Origin of the sequence: Pseudomonas sp. MWU318 (assembly GCF_016756945.1) — a bacterium.
In the GTDB taxonomy this organism is placed as follows: Bacteria; Pseudomonadota; Gammaproteobacteria; order Pseudomonadales; family Pseudomonadaceae; genus Aquipseudomonas; species Aquipseudomonas putida_A.
The window spans coordinates 331910-354268 of record NZ_JAESJL010000002.1; the positions used below are offsets into that span (position 1 = coordinate 331910).

21 protein-coding genes are annotated in these 22359 nt (G+C 61.7%); 10 read left to right on the forward strand and 11 right to left on the reverse strand.

Annotated elements, in window-relative coordinates:
• Positions 1-73: 73 nt before the first annotated feature.
• From relA to JN524_RS05560, 5 genes are all read right to left on the reverse strand, one after another.
• Entirely contained in the window at positions 74-2317 is a 2244-nt protein-coding gene (relA, locus tag JN524_RS05540; protein ID WP_007968720.1) for a GTP diphosphokinase, read from the reverse strand.
• Between the two features lie 101 nt (positions 2318-2418).
• Positions 2419-3795, reverse strand: coding sequence for a 23S rRNA (uracil(1939)-C(5))-methyltransferase RlmD (gene rlmD / locus JN524_RS05545; protein WP_202368760.1), 1377 nt, complete (start codon positions 3793-3795; stop codon positions 2419-2421).
• Positions 3795-4697, reverse strand: a complete 903-nt coding sequence (gene cysM / locus JN524_RS05550; RefSeq protein WP_027612303.1) for a cysteine synthase CysM — start codon at positions 4695-4697, stop codon at positions 3795-3797. Before cysM ends, rlmD begins: the two co-directional genes overlap by 1 nt.
• 211 nt (positions 4698-4908) lie before the next feature.
• Positions 4909-6333 carry a sensor histidine kinase gene (locus JN524_RS05555; protein ID WP_202368761.1) on the reverse strand — a complete coding sequence of 475 codons (1425 nt, stop codon included), beginning with the start codon at positions 6331-6333 and terminating at the stop codon, positions 4909-4911.
• Positions 6320-7042, reverse strand: coding sequence for a response regulator transcription factor (locus JN524_RS05560; RefSeq protein ID WP_202368762.1), 723 nt, complete (start codon positions 7040-7042; stop codon positions 6320-6322). Before JN524_RS05560 ends, JN524_RS05555 begins: the two co-directional genes overlap by 14 nt.
• 217 nt (positions 7043-7259) lie before the next feature.
• On the opposite strand from JN524_RS05560, the gene JN524_RS05565 reads away from it, so the two are divergent.
• Both JN524_RS05565 and JN524_RS05570 read left to right on the forward strand, forming a co-directional pair.
• Complete coding sequence (locus tag JN524_RS05565) at positions 7260-10013, forward strand: response regulator (RefSeq protein WP_202369027.1); 2754 nt, start codon at positions 7260-7262, stop codon at positions 10011-10013.
• Positions 10014-10095: 82 nt separating this feature from the next.
• On the forward strand, positions 10096-11085 hold the full coding sequence (locus JN524_RS05570; protein WP_202368763.1) for a 2-hydroxyacid dehydrogenase: 990 nt from the start codon (positions 10096-10098) through the stop codon (positions 11083-11085).
• Positions 11086-11097: 12 nt separating this feature from the next.
• Here JN524_RS05570 and JN524_RS05575 read toward each other — a convergent pair whose 3' ends face one another.
• Entirely contained in the window at positions 11098-11544 is a 447-nt protein-coding gene (locus JN524_RS05575) for a hypothetical protein (RefSeq protein ID WP_202368764.1), read from the reverse strand.
• A 133-nt stretch (positions 11545-11677) separates the two neighbouring features.
• On the opposite strand from JN524_RS05575, the gene JN524_RS05580 reads away from it, so the two are divergent.
• Together JN524_RS05580 and JN524_RS05585 are read left to right on the forward strand one after the other, a co-directional pair.
• Entirely contained in the window at positions 11678-12112 is a 435-nt protein-coding gene (locus JN524_RS05580; protein ID WP_202368765.1) for a hypothetical protein, read from the forward strand.
• Entirely contained in the window at positions 12112-12516 is a 405-nt protein-coding gene (locus tag JN524_RS05585; protein WP_098965082.1) for an META domain-containing protein, read from the forward strand. The genes JN524_RS05580 and JN524_RS05585 overlap by 1 nt, the downstream gene beginning before the upstream one ends.
• Before the next feature lie 180 nt (positions 12517-12696).
• Here JN524_RS05585 and JN524_RS05590 read toward each other — a convergent pair whose 3' ends face one another.
• A complete protein-coding gene (locus tag JN524_RS05590; RefSeq protein WP_027612297.1) occupies positions 12697-13164 on the reverse strand; it encodes a TlpA disulfide reductase family protein in 468 nt (155 codons plus the stop codon).
• A gap of 114 nt (positions 13165-13278) precedes the next feature.
• Between JN524_RS05590 and arsC the strand changes: the two genes are divergently transcribed.
• Genes arsC through JN524_RS05605 form a run of 3 tightly spaced genes read left to right on the forward strand, consistent with a single transcriptional unit; the run spans position 13279 to position 14653 of the window.
• On the forward strand, positions 13279-13632 hold the full coding sequence (gene arsC, locus JN524_RS05595) for an arsenate reductase (glutaredoxin) (RefSeq protein WP_202368766.1): 354 nt from the start codon (positions 13279-13281) through the stop codon (positions 13630-13632).
• Positions 13629-14225 carry an NAD(P)H:quinone oxidoreductase gene (gene wrbA / locus JN524_RS05600; protein ID WP_202368767.1) on the forward strand — a complete coding sequence of 199 codons (597 nt, stop codon included), beginning with the start codon at positions 13629-13631 and terminating at the stop codon, positions 14223-14225. Before arsC ends, wrbA begins: the two co-directional genes overlap by 4 nt.
• A gap of 2 nt (positions 14226-14227) precedes the next feature.
• Positions 14228-14653 (forward strand): DUF2069 domain-containing protein, encoded by a 426-nt coding sequence (locus JN524_RS05605; RefSeq protein ID WP_202368768.1) that lies wholly within the window; start codon positions 14228-14230, stop codon positions 14651-14653.
• An 87-nt stretch (positions 14654-14740) separates the two neighbouring features.
• Here the strand turns inward: JN524_RS05605 and JN524_RS05610 are convergent, their stop codons facing one another.
• Both JN524_RS05610 and ttcA read right to left on the reverse strand, forming a co-directional pair.
• Entirely contained in the window at positions 14741-15415 is a 675-nt protein-coding gene (locus tag JN524_RS05610; RefSeq protein ID WP_115984165.1) for a DNA-3-methyladenine glycosylase I, read from the reverse strand.
• A gap of 181 nt (positions 15416-15596) precedes the next feature.
• Positions 15597-16421 (reverse strand): tRNA 2-thiocytidine(32) synthetase TtcA, encoded by an 825-nt coding sequence (ttcA, locus tag JN524_RS05615; protein ID WP_041067551.1) that lies wholly within the window; start codon positions 16419-16421, stop codon positions 15597-15599.
• Between the two features lie 352 nt (positions 16422-16773).
• Here ttcA and JN524_RS05620 point away from each other — a divergent pair, with 352 nt between their 5' ends.
• Together JN524_RS05620 and JN524_RS05625 are read left to right on the forward strand one after the other, a co-directional pair.
• Positions 16774-17376 (forward strand): Yip1 family protein, encoded by a 603-nt coding sequence (locus tag JN524_RS05620; protein ID WP_007917515.1) that lies wholly within the window; start codon positions 16774-16776, stop codon positions 17374-17376.
• A 148-nt stretch (positions 17377-17524) separates the two neighbouring features.
• A complete protein-coding gene (locus JN524_RS05625) occupies positions 17525-18019 on the forward strand; it encodes a SprT family zinc-dependent metalloprotease (protein WP_003227192.1) in 495 nt (164 codons plus the stop codon).
• Between the two features lie 134 nt (positions 18020-18153).
• On the opposite strand, the gene JN524_RS05630 is transcribed toward JN524_RS05625, so the two are convergent.
• Both JN524_RS05630 and JN524_RS05635 read right to left on the reverse strand, forming a co-directional pair.
• A complete protein-coding gene (locus JN524_RS05630; RefSeq protein ID WP_202368769.1) occupies positions 18154-19335 on the reverse strand; it encodes a CaiB/BaiF CoA transferase family protein in 1182 nt (393 codons plus the stop codon).
• Positions 19336-19591: 256 nt separating this feature from the next.
• Positions 19592-20926, reverse strand: coding sequence for a dicarboxylate/amino acid:cation symporter (locus JN524_RS05635; protein WP_027612291.1), 1335 nt, complete (start codon positions 20924-20926; stop codon positions 19592-19594).
• A 350-nt stretch (positions 20927-21276) separates the two neighbouring features.
• Between JN524_RS05635 and JN524_RS05640 the strand changes: the two genes are divergently transcribed.
• On the forward strand, positions 21277-22275 hold the full coding sequence (locus JN524_RS05640) for an AraC family transcriptional regulator (protein WP_202368770.1): 999 nt from the start codon (positions 21277-21279) through the stop codon (positions 22273-22275).
• Positions 22276-22359 lie beyond the last annotated feature (84 nt).

Consider the following 22359-nt stretch of genomic DNA (forward strand, 5'->3'; position numbering starts at 1 on the left):
GGCTGCGATCTTTTGACTTTGATTTTCAGGATCAAAAGATCGCAGCCTGCGGCAGCTCCTACAGGGGACCGCGTTATGGGGTACGGTTACGCCGCGTCTCGATGATGTTCGGCAACTGCGAAATCCGCCCCAGCAAGCGCCCCAGTGCATCCAGCCCGGGGATCTCGATGGTCAGCGACATCAACGCGGTGTTGTCTTCCTTGTTCGAGCGGGTGTTGACCGCCAGCACGTTGATCCGCTCATTGAGCAGCACCTGCGAGACGTCACGCAGCAGACCGGAACGGTCGTAGGCGCGGATGACGATGTCCACCGGATAGGTGAGCACCGGCACCGGGCCCCAGCTGACCTGGATGATCCGCTCCGGCTCGCGCCCGGCCAGTTGCAGCACCGAGGCGCAGTCCTGCCGGTGAATGCTCACGCCGCGGCCCTGGGTGATGTAGCCGACAATCGCGTCGCCCGGCAGCGGCTGGCAGCAGCCGGCCATCTGCGTCATCAGGTTGCCGACACCCTGGATCTGAATGTCGCCGCGCTTGCCCGGCTTGTAGCCAGTGGCCTTGCGCGGAATCAGCTCCAGTTGTTCGTTGCCGCGCTCCGGCTCGACCAGTTGCTGTGCGAGGTTGACCAGTTGCGCCAGACGCAGGTCGCCGGCACCGAGGGCGGCGAACATGTCTTCGGCGGTCTTCATGTTGGCCTTTTCGGCCAGCTTGTCGAAATCCACCGCCGGCAGACCGAGGCGATTGAGTTCGCGCTCGATCAGGGTTTTACCGGCCGCGACGTTCTGGTCACGGGCCTGCAACTTGAACCAGTGAACGATCTTCGCCCGCGCCCGCGAGGTGGTGACGTAGCCCAGGTTCGGGTTCAGCCAGTCGCGGCTCGGCGTACCGTGCTTGCTGGTGATGATCTCGACCTGTTCACCGGTCTGCAGGCTGTAGTTGAGCGGCACGATCCGCCCGTTGATCTTCGCGCCCCGGCAGTTGTGACCGATTTCGGTGTGCACGCGGTAGGCGAAGTCCAGCGGCGTCGCCCCCTTCGGCAAATCGATGGCGTGGCCGTCGGGGGTGAAGATGTACACCCGATCCGGTTCGATATCGACCCGCAGCTGTTCGGCCAGACCACCGATATCGCCCAGCTCTTCGTGCCACTCGAGGACCTGCCGCAGCCAGGAGATTTTCTCTTCGTAGTGGTTGGAGCCGGATTTGACGTCGGTGCCCTTGTAGCGCCAGTGCGCGCAGACGCCGAGTTCGGCTTCTTCGTGCATCGAGTGCGTACGGATCTGTACTTCCAGCACCTTGCCTTCCGGGCCGATTACCGCGGTGTGCAACGAGCGGTAGCCGTTCTCTTTCGGGTTGGCGATATAGTCGTCGAATTCTTTCGGGATGTGCCGCCACAGGGTGTGGACGATGCCGAGCGCGGTGTAGCAGTCGCGCATTTCCGGCACCAGCACGCGCACGGCGCGCACGTCGTAGATCTGGCTGAATTCCAGACCCTTGCGCTGCATTTTGCGCCAGATCGAATAGATGTGTTTGGCCCGGCCGCTGATGTCGGCGTCGACGCCGGTGGCCTGCAGTTCGTCCTTGAGCTGGGTCATCACATCGCTGATGAACCGCTCACGGTCCAGCCGTCGCTCGTGGAGCAGCTTGGCGATCTGTTTGTATTGATCGGGTTCCAGGTACCGGAAGGACAAGTCCTCCAGTTCCCACTTGATATGACCGATGCCGAGTCGGTGCGCGAGCGGCGCATAGATGTCGAAGACTTCCCGGGCAACGCGGTTGCGCTTCTCGTCATCAGCGGTTTTCACCGCACGAATGGCGCAGGTACGTTCGGCCAGTTTGATCAGCGCGACGCGGACGTCGTCGACCATCGCCACGAGCATCTTGCGCAGGTTTTCCACCTGGCCCTGGGTGCCCATCACCATCGACTGGCGCGGGCTGAGGCTGGCGCTGATCGCCGCCATGCGCTGCACGCCGTCGATCAGCTTGGCCACCACCGGGCCGAAGCGCTGGCCAACGGCCGCGAGCTCGATCTGGCCCTCGCGAACACCGCGATAAAGCACTGCCGCGACCAGCGAATCCTGATCGAGTTTGAGGTCGGCGAGGATCTCGGCGATCTCCAGTCCCGTGCTGAAACTGCCGGAGCCTTCGGCCCACAGATTCTTCTTGGCATTGGACTGCTGTTCGGCCTCGCGAGCGAACTCGCAGGCTTCTTTCAAGGCTTCGCGATCCAGTGCCATGTCGACACTGACCGCGTGATCGAGCCAAGCCTCGAGATTGATACTGCCGTCAGTGTTGATCGGCTGGTGTGCTCTCACCTGTACCATGCTGCTTTACCTTCCCTACGACGCAGATTCAATGCGTCAAATCGCTGACCCTCAATGCCCGTATGCGCTCGCGGGGCTAAAGCGAGCGCCGCCCGGACAGGTCAGACGGATTCAGACGAGCCATCCTGGCTCGCTTCAAATAACGCCATGGCCTCGACATGTGCCGTCTGAGGAAACATATCGAGAATCCCGGCACGTTTTAACCGGTAGCCCTGCTTGATCAATTCGACCGTATCGCGCGCCAGAGTTGCAGGGTTGCACGATACATACACCAACCGTTTGGCACCCAGGGTCGCGAGCTTGCGCACCACCTCGAAAGCACCGTCACGCGGTGGGTCCAAGAGTACCGCAGAAAAGCCGTTTCCGATCCACTGGGCATCGGTCAAAGGCTGGGATAAATCGGCTTGAAAAAACTTTGTGTTATGCAAATTGTTGCTAGCGGCATTCGCAGCGGCGCGGTCGACCATGGTCTGCACGCCCTCTACCGCCACCACTTCACGCACGCATTTGGCCAGCGGCAAGGCGAAGTTGCCCAGACCGCAGAACAGGTCGAGCACTCGCTCGTCACTGGTCGGTTTCAGCCAGTCCAGCGCCTGCGCGACCATCGCCTCGTTGACCCCGGCGTTGACCTGAATGAAATCCCCCGGCCGCCAGGCCAGATCCAGATCCCATTGCTTCAGGCGATAGCCCAGCGCCTGCGTGGCATCCACCGGTTGCGGCTCGCTGTCACCATGCAGCCACAGTTGCGCTGCATGGAACTGGCAGAAATCCTTGAGGATCGTCAGGTCGGCTTCGGACAGCGGCGCCATGTGTCGCAACAACACCGCCAGCGATGAACCACTGAACAACTCGACATGCCCCAACGCCTGCGGTTTGCTCAAACGGCGGAGCATCTCCGGCAAACGGGTCATGATCGGTTGCAAGGGCTGTACCAGCACCGGGCATTCGTTAATGGCGACGATGTCCTGGCTGCCGGCGGCGCGAAAACCGACTTCAAGCTGCTTGGCTTTCATGTCCCAGCGCACGGCGATCCGCGCGCGGCGGCGATAGCCGAATTCCGGGCCGGTCAACGGCTTAGCCCATTCGTCAGGCGCGACCCCGGCAACCTTCGACAACTGCTCGGCGAGCATGCGCTGTTTCAGGGCAAGCTGTTCGGTGTGGGGCAAATGCTGCACGCTGCACCCGCCGCAGCGGCCGGCGTGCTGACAGGCTGCCGGGCGACGCAACTCGCTGGCCTTGAACACGCGCTCGGTGCGCGCCTCGACCACTTTGCCGTGCGCGCCAAGTACCCGCGCCTCGACCTCTTCACCGGCAAGGGCGCCGAGGACGAACCAGGTTTTGCCTTCGAAAAACGCGATGCCGCGACCGTCATTGGCCAGGCGCTCGATGTTCAAGCGCTGTTTTTTGCCGGTCGGAATTTGCGCGGCCTTGCTGCCGCCGGTGGGCTGGAAGCGCAGGCCTCTCTCGTGCTTGGCCATCAGTTGGGCGCGTCGAAAATGCCGGTCGACAGATAACGGTCGCCACGGTCGCAGATGATCGCGACGATCACCGCGTTTTCAACTTCTTTGGACAGGCGCAGCATCGCTGCCACCGCACCGCCCGAGGACACGCCACAGAAGATGCCTTCTTCGCGGGCCAGACGCCGGGTGACGTCCTCGGCTTCGCTTTGCGCCATGTCGACGATACGGTCGACGCGGTCGGCCTGATAGATCTTCGGCAGGTATTCCTGCGGCCAGCGACGGATACCGGGAATGGCCGAACCTTCCATCGGTTGCAGCCCGATGATTTGCACGCTGTCGCTCTGCTCTTTCAAGTAGCGCGAGACGCCCATGATGGTACCGGTGGTGCCCATCGAACTGACGAAATGGGTGATGGTGCCCTGGGTCTGACGCCAGATTTCCGGGCCGGTGGTGGTGTAGTGCGCCTCCGGATTATCGCCGTTGGCGAACTGGTCGAGCACCTTGCCACGGCCTTCGGCTTCCATCCGCTGGGCGAGATCGCGAGCGCCTTCCATGCCCTCCTCCTGACTGACCAGAATCAGCTCGGCGCCATAGGCGGTCATCGCCGCCTTGCGCTCGGCGCTGGAGTTGTCCGGCATGATCAGGATCATCTTGTAACCCTTGATCGCGGCGGCCATGGCCAGCGCAATCCCGGTGTTGCCCGAGGTCGCTTCGATCAGCGTGTCGCCGGCGTGGATCTGCCCGCGCAGTTCGGCACGGGTGATCATCGACAGCGCCGGACGGTCTTTGACCGAACCCGCCGGGTTGTTCCCTTCGAGCTTGAGCAACAGGGTGTTGCTGGTGGCACCGGGCAGGCGCTGCAAACGCACCAGCGGAGTGTTGCCGACGCAATCGGCGATGGTTGGGTACTGCAGGGTCATGGCGTATTCGCAATCCAGACGTGCGGGGGCGCCTATCATACCGGCAAACGTTCGCAGGCCATATCACGCAAAGTGCGGTGCTTATGGTTTATGGGAATAAGCAGTAAAAGTCTCACCAGTGGTGAGACAAAAGACCGGCAGTTCTGAAGTTTCCAGAGCGATGCAAATGGCCTCATCGCTGGCAAGCCAGCTCCCACAGAGTTGCAGGTGTTCACACGATGTTTGTCTGACAGAAGTTCACTGTGGGAGCTGGCTTGCCAGCGATGGCGTCGGAACTGAGTGCAGCGTCATCCGCCACCAGCCGCAGATTCAACCGCAACCCCGCCCCACCATTCTCCGCCCACAACATCCCACCCTGCCTTTGCACCGCATTCCTCGCAATGCTCAGCCCCAGACCAAACCCGCCATCCCCCGGGCGCGAGCCGTCGAGGCGGGTGAAGGGCGCGAAGATCCGTTGCAGATCGCCCTCGGCCACCCCGCCGCCCTGATCCTCCAGCCACAAATGCCAGTGATCACCATCACGCCGACCATCGAGGCGTACGAGGCCGCCCTCGGGCGAATGCCGAATGGCGTTGCGCAGAATGTTCTCCAGCGCCTGCGCCAAAGTATTGAGATGGCCGCGCACCCAGCACGACGCCGGCACCGCACACTGCAATTGCAGGCTCGGCCAGCCGCTTTCATAACAGGCATTGTCGGTGAGCATTTCCCACAGCGCCTGAATCTGGATCGCCTCGTCCGGCAGCGGCGCGCGCTCGGTGTCGAGCCACGCCAGTTGCAGGGTGTCTTCGACCAGCCGTTGCATGCCGTCGACTTCACGGCCGATGCGCTCGCGCAGTTGTCGCAGATCCTGTTCGCTTTCACTGGCCACCCGCAGACGACTCAGTGGCGTACGCAGTTCATGGGACAGGTCGCGCAGCAGCTGCTGTTGCAGGGCTACGGTGGATTGCAGGCGTTCGGACATCGAATCGAAAGCCCGCGCCAGCTCGCCGAGTTCGTCCGGGCGCTGGGTGATGCCGCTCGACAGGCGCACATTCAGTTGATCGGCGCGCCAGGCATTGGCCTGTTCGCGCAGGTTGTTCAGCGGCACCACCAGCAAGCGATACAGGCCGACACACAGCAGCAAGGTGAACAATCCCGGAATCACCCCGTTGGTGATCACACGCCAGAACACCCGGTATTTCCCCGGCAGGAATCGCTCGGGCAGTTCGATCACCAGACTGCCGGCAGACGGGTCCTGGGGAAACGGCACACGCAGCCACGGGCGACCCTTCTTGTGGATCGGCCAGTCGAGGCCGCGCAAAAAGGTCAGGTGCTGGATTTCCTGTTCATCCAGCGGATCGCTGCTCAACGACTGCAGATTGCGATCGATCACCCCGACCCAGGCGGCTTCGCGCAGCTCCATGCTCTGCAACCAGTTATCGACCCCGTCACGCTCAGCGCGCTGCCAGGCCCGCTCGGCTTCGCCGGCATAGCGGCTCAGCGTGCCGCGCGCCTCGTCGGAGAGGAACTGGTTGCGCTCTTCCATGTAGCGGCCCCACGACCAACTGAGCCAGATCATCAGCAGACAGAACGCCACCAGCAGACACGCCAGTTTCCAGAACAGCGAATGCCGCCCCGGCAGGTCAGAGATTTTCATCAGGCGCACTCAGCACGTAGCCCTTGCCCCACACCGTGCGCACTTCACGCTCGAGGTAACCGATGGCCTTGAGTTTGCGGCGGATCTGGCTGATGTGCATGTCGAGGCTGCGGTCGTGGGCCGCGTAGCCGCGTTGCAGAACATGCTGATAGAGGAAGGCCTTGCTCAGCACTTCTTCGTTGTTGCGATTGAGGGTTTCCAGCAGACGATATTCGCTGCGGGTCAGGCCGGCGGCTTGCTGGTTATAGAAGACTTCGCACTGTTCGTCGTCGAAACGCAGCGCGCCGTGGATCGCAGCCGGTGCAATGGCGGCCGGGCGTCGATCCAGCGCTACACGGCGCAAGATCGCTTCGATCCGCACATGCAGTTCGGCCATGCTGAACGGTTTGGGCAGGTAATCATCGGCGCCCAGGCGAAAACCGCTGATGCGATCGGCCTCGGCGCCCAGAGCCGACATCAGCAGCACCGGCGTCGAATGGCTCTGGCGCAATTGCGTCAGCACCTTCAGGCCATCGAGCCCCGGCAACAGAATGTCCATCAGCACCACGTCGAACGGCTGGTGACGCGCAATGTTCAGCCCTTCCTGACCGTTCTGGCACCAGGTCACCGCAAAGCCGCTGCGGCCCAGATGCTCGTGAACATAGGCGCCCAGCACCGGGTCGTCCTCAATGGCGAGAATGCGTGGCAGGTCGGTGGAAACAGGAGTCATGAGTATCTGCTAATAATTCTCAGTTGGCCGATTATTCAAGATTGCCCGCCATCGGGCAACCCAAGGTTGACCGGCCGGACAAACGAACCGTGACCTGCTGACTGATGCCGAGATGATTTTTCCGAAGATTGCCTGCCTGCAAATCGCTACACTGCGCCAATGTCGCGTGCCGGACGCACGTGTGAGTCAACAGTTCAGCGGGATGCAGGAGATGGGTGTGCTCAAGAAACTGGGAATCAAAGGTCGCGTATTGTTGCTGACCCTGTTGCCGACCAGCCTGATGGCGTTGGTCCTAGGGGGCTATTTCACCTGGATGCAACAGTCCGACCTGCAGACCCAATTGATGCAGCGCGGTGAAATGATCGCCGAGCAACTGGCGCCGCTGGTGGCGCCCGCCATGGGCCACGGCAACACCGATCTGCTGGAACGCATCGCCACTCAGTCTCTCGAACAGCCTGACGTGCGCGCCGTCACCTTCCTCGCCCCCGACCGCACACCGCTGGCGCACGCCGGCCCGACCATGCTCAATCAGGCGCCCAGCGGCGACAGTGCACAACTGCAACGGCGCAGCGGCAATGACGCCACCCGTTACCTGATGCCGGTGTTCGGCAAGCATCGCAACCTCGCCGGCGACGTGATTCCGCAAGAGTCCGAGCGCCTGCTCGGCTGGGTCGAACTGGAGCTGTCGCACAACGGCATGCTGCTGCGCGGTTATCGCAGCCTGTTTGCCAGCCTGCTGTTGATCGCCGCTGGCCTGGCCGGCGCGGCCTTGCTCGCGTTGCGCATGGGCCGCACCATCAACCGCCCGCTGAGCCAGATCAAACACGCGGTCGCCCAGCTCAAGGACGGTCATCTGGAAACCCGTCTGCCACCGCTCGGCAGTCAGGAGCTGGACGAATTGGCTTCGGGCATCAACCGCATGGCCGGGACCCTGCAGAATGCCCGCGAAGAACTGCAGCACAGCGTCGATCAGGCCACCGAAGACGTGCGGCAGAATCTGGAAACCATCGAGATCCAGAACATCGAACTGGACCTGGCGCGCAAAGAAGCGCTGGAAGCGAGCAGGATCAAATCCGAATTTCTCGCCAACATGAGCCACGAGATCCGCACGCCGCTCAACGGCATTCTCGGCTTCACTCATCTGTTGCAGAAGAGCGAACTGACCCCGCGCCAGCTCGACTATCTGGGCACCATCGAAAAGTCTGCCGACAGCCTGCTCGGGATCATCAACGAAATCCTCGACTTCTCGAAGATCGAGGCCGGCAAACTGGTGCTCGACCATATCCCGTTCAACTTGCGCGACCTGTTGCAGGACACCCTGACCATCCTGGCGCCGGCGGCCCACGCCAAGCAATTGGAGCTGGTGAGTCTGGTCTATCGCGACACGCCGCTGTCGCTGGTGGGCGATCCGCTGCGCTTGAAGCAGATCCTCACCAACCTGGTCAGCAACGCGATCAAGTTCACCCGCGAAGGCACCATCGTCGCCCGCGCCATGCTTGAAGAAGAGCATGAAGACAGCGTGCAATTGCGCATCAGCATTCAGGACACCGGCATCGGCCTGTCGAGTCAGGATGTGCGCGCGTTGTTCCAGGCCTTCAGTCAGGCCGACAACTCGCTGTCACGCCAGCCCGGCGGCACCGGTCTGGGTCTGGTGATTTCCAAGCGCCTGATCGAACAGATGGGCGGCGAAATCGGCGTCGACAGCACCCCGGGCGAAGGCTCGGAATTCTGGATCAGCCTGAGCCTGCCGAAAGCCCGGGACGACACCGAAGACCTGCCGGCCCCGCCGCTGCTCGGACGCCGTGTGGCGGTGCTGGAAAATCATGAACTGGCGCGTCAGGCGCTGCAGCATCAACTGGAAGACTGCGGCCTCGATGTCACGCCGTTCAATACGCTGGAGAGCCTGACCAACGGCGTCACCGGCGCGCACCAGACCGATCAGGCCATCGACCTCGCGGTGCTCGGCATCACCAGCAACGACATGCTCCCGGAGCGTCTGAACCAGCACATCTGGGACCTCGAACACCTGGGCTGCAAGGTGCTGGTACTGTGCCCGACCACCGAACAGACGCTGTTCCATCTCTCGGTACCCAACCCTCACAGTCAGCTCCAGGCCAAGCCGGCCTGCACGCGCAAATTGCGTCGGGCGCTGGCCGATCTGGCCAATCCGCGCCAGCCGCGCAACGAGCCGGGCGAACCGCTGTCGAGTCGCGCGCCGAAAGTGCTGTGCGTCGACGACAACCCGGCCAACCTGTTACTGGTGCAGACCCTGCTCGAAGACATGGGCGCCAAGGTGCTGGCGGTTGAAAGCGGCTACGCGGCGGTCAAAGCGGTGCAGAGCGAATCTTTCGATCTGGTGTTGATGGACGTGCAGATGCCGGGCATGGACGGACGCCAGACCACCGAAACCATCCGCCAGTGGGAAAGCGAACGGCATTGCACGCCGCTGCCGATCGTCGCCCTCACCGCCCACGCCATGGCCAACGAGAAACGCGCCCTGCTGCAAAGCGGCATGGATGACTACCTGACCAAACCGATCAGCGAACGGCAACTGGCGCAAGTGGTGCTGAAATGGACCGGTCTGGCCTTGCGCAATCAGGGATCTGAGCGGGCCAGCGACAGCGCGGCGGGCAGCAGCGAACTGCCAGTGCTCGACCACGAGGAAGGCCTGCGTCTGGCCGCCGGTAAGGCGGACCTCGCCGCCGACATGCTGGCCATGCTGCTCGCCTCGCTGGAAGCCGACCGCGAAGCGATTCGCGCTGCCTGTGAAGCCCGCGATCAGAACGCACTGATCGAGCGCGTGCATCGCCTGCACGGCGCGACTCGATACTGCGGCGTGCCGCAATTGCGCGCGGCCTGTCAGCGCAGTGAAACCCTGCTCAAACAGGGCGATCCCAAAGCCGTGGCGGCGCTGGAGGAACTGGAGCGGGCGATCAATCGCCTCGCGACACAAGCCAGGATCAGCGCCTGATCCACGGCAATGCCGGCAGCGGCATTCGCCGTTAAAGTGGTGGCCGTCAACGCTGACTCGCCACCGGTTCCAGGAGGAATTCATGCGCACGCTCGTTTTCAGCAGCCAGACCTACGACCGCGACAGTTTCCTCGGCGCCGCCTGCCCGGCCGGGATAGAACTGCACTTTCAACCGGCCCGGCTCAGTCTCGACACCGCCGCCCTGGCCGACCAGCATGAGGTGGTCTGCGCCTTCATCAATGACGATCTCAGTGCGCCGGTGCTGGAGCGCCTCGCTGCCGGTGGCACAAGGCTGATCGCCCTGCGCTCGGCAGGCTATAACCATGTCGATCTGCTCGCGGCAAAACGCCTCGGACTGGCCGTGGTGCGGGTCCCGGCCTACTCGCCGCATGCGGTGGCCGAACACGCGGTGGCGCTGATTCTGGCGCTCAACCGGCGTCTGCACCGCGCCTACAACCGCACCCGCGAAGGCGATTTCACTCTGCACGGCCTGACCGGTTTCGATCTGGTGAGCAAAACCGTGGGGATTGTCGGCACCGGGCAGATCGGCGCGACGTTCGCGAAAATCATGCACGGCTTCGGCTGTCAGTTGCTGGCCTACGATCCGTATCCCAACCCCGAGGTGGTGGCCTTGGGCGCACGTTATCTGAGCCTGCCGGAGTTGCTCGCGCAGTCACGAATCATCAGCCTGCATTGCCCGCTCAACGCGCAAAGCAAACACTTGATCAACCGCGAATCACTGGCGCACCTGCAACCGGGGGCGATGCTGATCAACACCGGACGCGGCGGTCTGGTCGACACACCGGCGTTGATCGATGCACTGAAGGATGGCCAACTGGGCTATCTGGGACTGGATGTGTATGAGGAGGAGGCGCAGCTGTTTTTCGAGGATCGCAGCGACTTGCCGTTGCAGGACGACGTGTTGGCGCGGCTACTGACCTTCCCGAATGTGATCATCACTGCGCATCAGGCGTTTCTGACCCACGAGGCACTGGGCGCTATTGCCGCGACCACCCTGCACAACATCGCGACCTGGGCTGCAGGTGCACCGCAGAACCAGATCGAAGGCTGAAGGCTTGTCGGTTTACTTCGGCGACAGCGAAGAAGCCAGGATCAACAGCGCCAGCCAGCCAAAACCGAAAAAGCGCTGCTTCATCGAATGACCGTTACGCAGCAGGAACCAGACAAAGACCATCGGCAGCAGGAACACCATGATCTTCAACCAGCCTTCCACCGGACGCGAACCGTCGGCGTTAGGCTGAAGTTGAGGGGCGGGCTCGGGTTGCCGACGACGGCGGCCGAGCGCGGCCGGTGTGACTTTCGGCGCCGGCTCCGGGGCTGGCGCCGGGACGAAGGCTTCAGGCACGGATTTGTTGCGCGGCAGGCTGCCGAATGAAATCGTCGCGGCGGCTGCCGTCGCCTGCGGCGGGTTGTGGTCATGCTGCTCCGCCATCGGAGCGCCACAATGAATGCACGCATTGGCTTCGGAGCTGATGCTCCGCTTGCATTCATAACATTCGATCAGCGCCATGTTCCGTTCCCTCAGATTGAAGGGCGGCAGTTTGCCATGAGCGCCAGCCGATTTGAACCGGATCGAAGGTCGCACGCGTACGCCATCCTGCAATCCAGCCCGTGCTAGCATGTCGCGCAGATTTGGAGGACCCATGGTCGAACACGATTTCCGCTACACCCTGATGAACCCGCAACACACCCTCACCGAATGCCGCGCCCTCGTACCGGGCCGCTATCAGGTCACCGGCAACGGTGGCTCGATCCGCAACGGTGATGTCCTGTTGGTCACTCTCAAAGGCAGCAAGGACTTATCCATGCGCCTGACTGTCGACACTGTGCGCCACCTGATCAATCCGCCGGGCCAATGGACCGCGATGACCACTGGCCCGGTGTTCGGCGAACTGGCGATCCACACCTGGCAGGTCAACTGCGACAGCTGCGCCAAAGAGCTGAACTTCGAGTTTGCCGTGGACGCCAGGCTGGGCAAGACTGCCGAGAAACCGGCCGCCACCGCGCGCATCGCCGAGCTGGGCTGGAAAGCCGTCGGCGACAAGCACCTGTGCCCGAAATGCCAGGAGCCTGCGTGATGAAACGCCTTGCCCTGCCGCTGCTGGTCGGTGCCGCTCTGGTGGGCTGCGCCGCAGAGCCTGTGCAATTGCAGCAAAACCGCAGCTACATTCTGGAGTGGATCGGCGAGCGGCCATTGATGGATTACAGCCATCTGACCGTGACCCTCGGCGACGATGGCCGCGCGTATGGCAATGGCGGCTGCAACCACTGGTTCGCACCGTACACCCTCGAAGGCGACAAGCTGAGCTTCGGCCCGATCGGCAAGACCCGCAAACTCTGCGCCCCGGCGCTGATGGAGCAGGAACAACGCTTCCTGCAGGCGCTGCAAGGTGTCGAGCGCTGGGACATCTCGCCGATCGAACAGATGCGCTTCTGGCCGGCCGAAGGCAAGCCGTTGCGCTGGTGGCTGGAAGAGGGTTAACCCCCTCCTGCTGCTGAGACTACCCTGTGGTGAGGGGATTTATCCCCGATGGGGCGCAGAGCGCCCCCCCCCTTCGGAGGGTCAGGGTAAACCGAGCTCTCGGGTTTCAGGGCTGCTGCGCAGCCCATCGGGGCGGTGCGACGTTTCGCTAAATCCCCTCACCACAAAACCTCACTTGCCCTACTTGGTCGCCTGCAACGCCTCCAGCTTGGCCATCACCCCCGCCGCCGTCTGCTCGCCCATCAATTGCTCGCGCACCTTGCCCTTGTTGTCGATGATGTAGGTCACCGGCAAGGCCTCACTGCGCGGCAGGTCGAACAGGTCGGCCGGATCCTGCGCCAGCACGGTGAACTTGATGCCCAGCTTCTCGCTGGCGCTTTTCAGGTCTTCACCCTGGACGTTGTCGAAGTTGACCCCGAACACACCGACGTTCTTGCTCTTGAGTTCGTCAGCCAAATGATTGAGCTCAGGAATTTCCGTGCGGCACGGGCCACACCATTCGGCCCAGTAATTGATGACTACCCATTGTTTGTCCAGACGCTCGGACGCGACCTTCTGACCATTCTGGTCAATGCCGTAGTCGTTGCCGCAGCCCCCCAGCATCAACGCCCCGATTATCGTCAATGCCGCTGCCAATCGCCGTGTCATGTCATGTTCCCTGGTCAAAAATTGAATGCGCCTGCGACCCATCGCCTCTGAAGGTTCTGGATTGCGCGCTGCACAGTTAGAATAGCCGCCACTTTACGCCAGAAGCGACCCGCCATGACCGATCTGACGCTTTATCACAATCCGCGCTGCTCGAAATCCCGCGGCGCGCTGGAACTACTTGAGGCCCGTGGCCTGACCCCGAACGTGGTGCGTTACCTCGAAACCCCGCTGAATGCGGTGCAAATCAAGGCACTGCTCGGCAAGCTCGGGATCAGCGCGCGTCAGTTGCTGCGCACCGGAGAAGATGAATACAAAATGCTTCAGCTGGCTGACGAAAGCCTCAGCGAAGCGCAATTGATCGACGCCATCGCCCAGCATCCAAAACTGATGGAACGGCCGATTCTCGAAGTCGGCGACAAAGCGATAATCGGCCGTCCACCGGAGCAGATCCTGGAGCTGCTGCCGTGAGCGCGCCGTACATTCTGGTTCTGTATTACAGCCGCAACGGTTCGACCAATGAGATGGCCCGGCAGATTGCCCGCGGCGTCGAACAGGCTGGCCTTGAAGCGCGCCTGCGTACCGTACCGGCGATTTCCAGCGAGTGTGAGGCGGTCGCCCCGGACATCCCGGAAGACGGTGCGCTCTACGCCACCCTCGATGACCTGAAGAACTGCGCCGGCCTCGCCCTTGGCAGCCCGACGCGTTTCGGCAACATGGCCGCGCCGCTCAAGTACTTCCTCGACGGCACCAGCAACCTGTGGCTGACCGGTGCGCTGGTGGGTAAACCGGCCGGCGTCTTCACCTCCACCGCCAGCCTGCACGGTGGCCAGGAAACCACCCTGCTGTCGATGATGCTGCCGCTGTTGCACCACGGCATGCTGATCACCGGCCTGCCGTACAGCGAGTCGGCGCTGCTGGAAACCCAGGGCGGCGGTACGCCGTATGGCGCCAGCCACCACGCCGGGGCCGATGGCAAAAAAGGTCTGGATCAGCACGAGATGGCGCTGTGTCGCGCACTCGGCCTGCGTCTGGCGAAAACCGCGCAAAAACTGGAGGGCTGAGGGTGGCGAAGAAGCCGAGAGTCCTGCCCTCCGTCGAGTGGCTCGAACCTCGCGTCAAGGCGATGCGGGTCGTCAGCCTGTTGTGCTTCTTCGGCCTCGCCGGGCTGCTCGCCGCTTACTACCTGGTGTTTGCCGACCTGCACGGCGCCCGACCGTGGGTGATCCTGCTGGTCGAGCTGATCCCGTGGCTGATCCTCGCGCCGGGCATGCTGATGGGCAATGCGCGTGCGCACTCGTGGATGTGCTTTGTGGTGAATCTGTATTTCATCAAGGGCGCATTGGCAGCGTATGACCCGAACCGGCAACTGTTTGGCGTGCTGGAGATGGCCGCGAGCCTGGCGCTGTTCTGCTCGGCACTGCTGTATGTGCGGTGGCGGTATCAGTTGAATCGCAAACTCGCGGGCGAAGGCGAGATTGCCGTCGCCTGATAGAAAAAGATCGCAGCCTTCGGCAGCTCCTACAGGGGAACGCATTCCAAATGCAGGAGCTGCCGAAGGCCGCGATCTTTTAGCGATTCAATGATTGACGGTGTAAGCCAGCATCATCGAAATCTGGCTCATCGGCCGCCCGCCACTCTGTTCATGCCACTGATTGAACGCATTCTGCACAATCGCCAGATCGCGCAGACTGGTCGGCACCTTGTCGACGATCTTCTGTGCATTCAGCGCGGCGACCACGTCATAGCTCGGCACGAAGGTGTCCTTGCCGACCATGCGCAGAAAGCGCGGCGCCGACAGCCCGCCCAACTGACTCCCGTGCTTTTTCAGGTAGGTCCACAGACCGACGATATCGGTCACCGGCCAGTCGGCAATCAGCGCGCCGAAACTGCCCTTGTCTTTCTCGACATCGAGGATGAACTGCGCATTGCGCGGCACGCTCTTGAGCTTGCCCAGGTGGCGGATGATCCGCGCATCCTGCATCAGGCGTTCGAGGTGTTCGGCGCTCATCAGCACGACTTTTTCCGGGTCGAACTTGAAGAACACTTCTTCGAAGGCCGGCCACTTGGCGTCCACCAGGCTGTGCTTGAGCCCGGCGCGAAAGACACGCAGGGCCATGGTCGAGAGGTAACGATCGTCGCTGATCTTGCGCAGTTGCGCGGGAGTCTTGGGAACGGGCAGATGGGCTTCCAGTTCAGCCGCCGAACCGAAGCGGTTCAGACAGTATTCGTGCAGCCACTTGTAATCGCGCATGCCCTCTCCTATTGAATGAAACGAAGAAACCCATGTGGGAGCGGGCCCTGTGGTGAGGGGATTTAGCGAAACGTCGCACCGCCCCGATGGGCTGCGCAGCAGCCTCAGCTTTTCTGGGGGCGCTTCGCGCCCCATCGGGGATAAATCCCCTCACCACAGGGCTCACTCCTACAGGTGGTGATTAGAGGTTGACCACGTTGACGAAGCGCGAAGCCGCCGTCTCGTCGATCTTCAGGCTGGTGAAGTCGAACAGGTTGCGGTCGGCCAGTTGCGACGGCACCACGTTCTGCAGACTGCGGAAGATGCTTTCAGTTCGGCCCGGAGTCTTGCGCTCCCAGTCCTGAAGCATTTCCTTGACCACCTGACGCTGCAGGTTTTCCTGCGAACCGCAGAGGTTGCACGGGATGATCGGGAATTCCTTGAAGTCCGAGTAGGCCTGGATGTCTTTCTCGTTGCAGTAGGCCAGCGGACGGATCACCACGTTGCGCCCGTCGTCGGCGCGCAACTTCGGCGGCATCGCCTTGAGGGTGCCGTTGAAGAACATGTTGAGGAAGAACGTCTCGACGATGTCGTCACGGTGGTGACCGAGGGCCATCTTGGTCGCGCCGATTTCGTCGGCGAAGGTGTACAACGTGCCGCGACGCAGGCGCGAGCACAGCGAGCAAGTGGTCTTGCCTTCCGGAATCAGTTCCTTGACCACCGAGTAAGTGTCTTTCTCGACAATGTGATACTCGACGCCCAGCTCTTTCAGGTAGGCCGGCAACACGTGCTCGGGGAAGCCCGGCTGCTTCTGATCCATGTTCACCGCGACGATTTCAAACTTGATCGGTGCAACCTTCTGCAGGTGCAGCAGCACGTCGAGCATGGTGTAGCTGTCTTTGCCTCCGGACAGGCAGACCATGACCTTGTCGCCGTCTTCGATCATGTTGAAATCGGCGACCGCTTCGCCGGCCAGGCGGCGCAGGCGCTTTTGCAGTTTGTTCTGGTTGACCGTAAGAGTGCCCATGACGCGAAATCCGTGAGGTGTGACGAAAGGCGGGCATTTTACGCAAAAACCCACCAGCGGCGAAGCGTCCTGACGGACGCACCCTGTAGGAGCTGCCGAAGGCTGCGATCTTTTGATTGTAAAAAACCAGGATCAAAAGATCGCAGCCTTCGGCAGCTCCTACAGAGATAACTGCGATTACGCCCCCTGTTTACAGCGCGATTTGCTCTAAGCCCCTAGTCCCTGTGCGGTTAAGTCCTTTCTATACTGCGACATAAGGTCGCACACATCTGAAGACCTGTATTTGCTCGGCCACCTTGGCCCGTAGGCGCTCCGTTGGGGGGCGATGGCAATAACAAGAGGAGTGACTGGCATGATCCATCACGTAGTGGGACTTTTTACCCACCCCGATCAGGAATGGAAGGAAATCCGTGGCGACCAAGAGGAAAGCATCAGCCACATGTACCTGACGCACACGCTGATCCTGGCGGCAATTCCGGCGGTTTCAGCGTTTATCGGCACCACGCAGGTCGGCTGGGTGATCGGCAACCGCGCACCGGTGATGCTCACCGTCGAAAGTGCGATCTGGATGACCGTGATGTCGTACCTGGCGATGCTCGGCGGGGTCGCAGTGATGGGGGCCTTCGTGCACTGGATGGCCCGCACCTATGACGCCAACCCGAGCCTGGCCCGTTGCGTGGCCTTCGCCACCTACACCGCGACACCGTTGTTCGTCGGCGGATTGGCGGCGCTGTATCCACACATGTGGCTGGGAATGATCGTCGGCACGGCGGCCATCTGCTACACGGTGTATCTGCTGTACGTGGGGCTGCCAACGTTCATGAACATACCGTCAGACGAAGGTTTTCTGTTTTCCAGCTCGGTGCTGGCGGTGGGTCTGGTGGTACTGGTGGCCATCATGGCGTTCACCGTGATTGTCTGGGGCCTCGGCGTGGGGCCGGTGTACACCAACTGACAGGCTTCACCCCAGAGAACAACAAGATCTGCCAATACAGGCCGCCGCAAGGCGGCCTTCTCGTTTGGCGGATGACCATTCGGCAGGTCAGCGATTCGCAAGTCAGGAACGTTGCGGCATACTCGACGCCTCTGGAGATCCATCAAGCATGCCCGAGCAACTCAATACCCGCGTCGAAGACTGTTACCAACTCGCTGAAGCCTTTTTCAAACGTCATTTCCAACGCCCGGTCGTCAGCCTCAAGCTGCGCGGGCAAAAAGCCGGTGTCGCGCATCTGCACGAGAACCTGCTGCGCTTCAACCCGCAGCTGTACCGGGAAAACACCGAACATTTCCTCAAGCAGACCGTGGCCCACGAAGTCGCGCACCTGATCGCCCACCAACTGTTCGGCGACCGCATCCAGCCGCATGGCGAGGAGTGGCAACTGATCATGCGCGGGGTTTACGAGCTGCCGCCGGATCGCTGCCACACCTACGCAATCAAACGCCGCAGCGTGACTCGCTACATCTACAAATGCCCGTGCGCCGACAGTGATTTTCCGTTTTCGGCGCAGCGCCATAGCCTGGTGCGCCAAGGGCGACGGTATTTATGCCGTAGATGCCGCAACACCTTGGTGTTCAGTGGTGAGATGCGCGTCGAATAGTCGGTTCGTTGCAGCATTGGAGGGCCTCATCGCTGGCAAGCCAGCTCCCACAGGTTTTGTGTCGGACACAGAGTCTGTGAACACCCCGAAAAACTGTGGGAGCTGGCTTGCCAGCGATGAGGCCGGTACAGACGCTAGAGAATTACTTTGGCCGCCCGCAATTGAGCAATCCGCTCAGCATCAAACCCCAACTCCCCCAACACCTGCTCAGTATGCTGCCCCAACCCCGCCCCGACATGTCGCGGCGCCGGCAGCGCTTCGGAGAATTTCAGCGGACAGGCTAGCTGCGCTTGCGTCGTACCGTCCCCACGCGGCACCTGGGTCACCAGCTCCCGCGCCTGCAACTGCGGATGTTGCACCGCCTCGCTCAGGTTCAGCACCGGCTCGACACAGGCATCGATCCCGGCGAACAGCTCGCACAACTCGGCAAAGTCGTGTTTCTCGAATTCAACTTTCAGCGCGTCCTTCAATAACCGTTGCTGCTCGGGTTTCGGCGACAAGCCCTGCGCCGCCAGCTCCGGCCGGCCCAACGCCGTGCACAGTTGCTGCATGAACCCCGGCTCCAGGCTGCCCACCGACAACCAGCGCCCGTCGCGCGAGCGGTAGTAGTCGTAAAAGCTGCCGCCATTGAGCATCTGGTCTTCCCAGTGCGGCTCCTCGCTACAGGCCAGATACCCGGCGCCAGCCATGGCGTTCAGGCTGAAGGCGCAATCGGTCATGCTCACGTCCAGATGCGTGCCCTGCCCGCTCTGCTGTCGGGCGATGACCGCCGCCAGCAGGCCGATCACCCCATGCAGCGAACCGCCCGCGATATCCGCCACCTGCATGCCCAGCGGCAACGGCCCGCTGTCGGCGCGGCCGGTGTAACTGGAAAGACCGGCCAGCGCCAGGTAGTTGATGTCATGCCCGGCGCGATCCTTGTACGGCCCGGTCTGGCCGTAGCCGGTGATCGACACGTAAATCAGCTTCGGGTTGATCGCCTTCAGCGCCTCGTAACCCAGCCCCAGACGCTCCATTACACCGGGACGAAACTGCTCGAGGACAATGTCGTATTCGCCCAGCAACTGCCTGACCACCTCCAGCGCTTGCGGCTGTTTGAGATCCAGCGCCAGACTGCGCTTGTTGCGATTGAGGTAAGCGTGGCTGGCGGACATGCCCTGATCATGCGGCGGCAGCATCCGCAGCAGGTCCATGCGCGTTGGCGATTCGATGCGCAGCACTTCGGCGCCCATGTCCGCCAGCAGCAGCGAGGCGAACGGCCCCGGCAGCAGGGTCGAGAAATCCAGAATCTTCAGTGAGGCCAGCGGCGCGGACATGGGCGATCTCCTTGGGCGATACACCCAGCCTAGGCAGCGCTGCCGCGCACGGCAATCACCGGATGCATCAGCGGCAGTGACCGTAATGCTCAAATCGCAGGCAATAAAAAACCCCTGTAGCGAGGGGATTCATCCCCAATGGACTGCGCAGCAGTCCCCTTCTATCTAAGAAGGGGCCGCTTCGCGACCCATCGGGGATGAGTCCCCTCACCACAAGGGCTCTCAGACTCCAGCATTACACTGGAGCCAATTCAGATTACTTGACGTTGCTCGGAGTAGCACCTTCAGCAACACCCAGGTCATCTTCCGGACGAGTATCCGCGATACCGCGACCACCCGACGCCAGCTCGGATTGCAGCACGTCGGTGTCCAGCTCTTTCACCCACTTGGCAACCACGATGGTCGCGACGGCGTTGCCGACCAGGTTGGTCAGGGCGCGGGCTTCGGACATGAAGCGGTCGATACCGAGGATCAGCGCCAGGCCGGCCACCGGCAGGTGACCAACCGCCGACAGGGTGGCGGCCAGCACGATGAAGCCCGAACCGGTCACACCGGCTGCGCCTTTGGAGGACAGCAGCAACACCACCAGCAGGGTGATCTGATGGGTGATGTCCATGTGCGTGTCGGTGGCCTGAGCAATGAACACTGCAGCCATGGTCAGGTAGATCGCGGTACCGTCGAGGTTGAACGAGTAACCGGTCGGGATCACCAGACCCACGACGGATTTCTTCGCGCCCAGACGCTCCATCTTGATCAGCATGCGTGGCAGTACCGATTCCGAGGACGAGGTACCGAGTACGATCAGCAGTTCTTCACGGATGTAGCGGATCATCTTCAGCACGCTGAAGCCGTGCATGCGGGCGATGGCACCCAGGACGATCAGGATGAAGGCCAGGCAGGTGATGTAGAAGCAGGCCATCAGTTGACCCAACTGCACCAGCGAACCGACACCGTAAGCACCGATGGTGAACGCCATCGCGCCGAAGGCACCGATTGGCGCGAGCTTCATGATCATGTTGATGATGTTGAACATCACGTGGGCGAAGCGATCGATGAAATCGAGGATCGGACGGCCATAGTCACCCAGGCGATGCAGGGCGAAACCGAAGATCACCGAGAACATCAGCACTTGCAGGATGTCACCGGTGGCGAACGCGCCGACGATGGTGGTCGGGATCACGTTGAGCAGGAAGCCGACTACGCTCTGGTCTGCGCCTTGCTGCACGTAGGTCGCGACTTTCGAGGCGTCCAGGGTGCTGACGTCGATGTGCATGCCGTTGCCCGGCTGCACGATGTTGACCACGATCAGGCCCACCAGCAGGGCGATGGTCGAAACGATTTCGAAGTATAGGAGTGCGTAACCGCCGGTCTTGCCGACCGACTTCATGCTTTGCATGCCAGCGATGCCGCTGACCACGGTGCAGAAGATGATCGGGGCGATGATCATTTTGATCAGCTTGATGAACCCGTCACCCAGTGGCTTTACCGCCACACCGAACTGCGGGTAGTAGTGACCAAGGGCAATACCGATGATGATCGCGACGATCACCTGGAAATACAGGGATTTGTACAGTGGCTGACGAGTCGTCATTGCAAGTGTCCTCAAGCGTCCCGCGGGCAACATCCATCTGTTGAGCGCAGAACCTGAATTGCGAACCCTCCTGCACTGGAGGGATTTGTTGTTCGAGCAGCGCTATTCCCGCGGAATAGACGCACACTTCTGTCGCTCTTATCGCAAACGCCGTGCCACTTTGGTGCAATTCGCTGCAAGCCTTTTGATATCAGGGGATGCAGAGTATTTTTTGTCACTGCCCGGTGACGCCAGTGTGGCGGATTTCCGCCAAGTCAGCGGTTCTCGTCCTACAATTTGGCGGAAATCCGCCTTGTTGCCCTGCGCATGCCCCGGCTACCATCCGGCGCCTGAAGAAGGATCTGCCGCTTATGCGCGAACGTACCATCGCCAGTCATTTCGCCCGTGCCGCGCTCGGTGGCGCACGCCGTTCGGGCTTCGACTATTCGCCGCTGCTGCAGCAACTGGGGATCAGCCCCGAGTTGCTCGATGAACCACGGGCGAGGATTGCCCCGGAGCAATTCACCCAACTGATCCAGAGCCTGTGGCTGGCGCTGGATGACGAATACCTGGGCTTTGGCAACGCGCCGAGCAAGCCCGGCAGCTTCGCGATGATGTGCCACGCGCTGATCCACTGCCGCAATCTGGAGAAGGCACTGCAACGCGGTTTATTGTTTTATAGCCTATTCCCCGAGGCTCCGCGCCTGAGCCTGAGCCGCGAAGACGAATGGGTGCGCCTGAGCCTTGATGACTCGCAGTTATGGGACCCGGATCACTTTCTCAGCGAGAGCCTGCTGGTGATCTGGCATCGCCTCGGCAGTTGGCTGATCGGCCAGCGGATTCGTCTGGAGCAGGCCACCTTCAGTTATCCGAAACCGGCGCATGGTGCCGAGTACGACCTGCTGTTCCCCTGCCCTTTGGTGTTTTCGGCCCAGCAGAGCAGCCTGCTGTTTCACAGCCGCTACCTGCACATGCCGCTGTTGCAGGACGAACGCACCCTCAAGCACTTTCTCGAACGCTCACCCGCCGACCTGCTGTCGCGCCCGGACGACGGCGACAGCCTCAGCAGTCGCCTGCGCCGCTTGCTCAGCCGCGACAGCGCACAGTGGCCGGACCTCGAAGCCGTGGCCGCGCAGCTACACATCAGCCCGCAAACCCTGCGTCGGCATTTGCGTGAGGAAGGCAGCAGTTTTCAGGAATTGAAGGATCAGTTGCGCCGCGACATCGCGATTTATCACCTGGGCCGGGCGGACCTGTCGTTGCAACAGATTGCCGAGCAGTTGGGGTTTTCCGAGCCCTCGGCGTTTCACCGGGCGTTCAAGAAATGGACCGGGCTGACACCGGGGGCGTATCGGGCGCAGGAGCAGTGAGGCTTTAACGTCAAAAGCCCCTCACCCTAACCCTCTCCCGGAGGGAGAGGGGACTGGATGGGGGAAGCTCGATAAATACGCCGA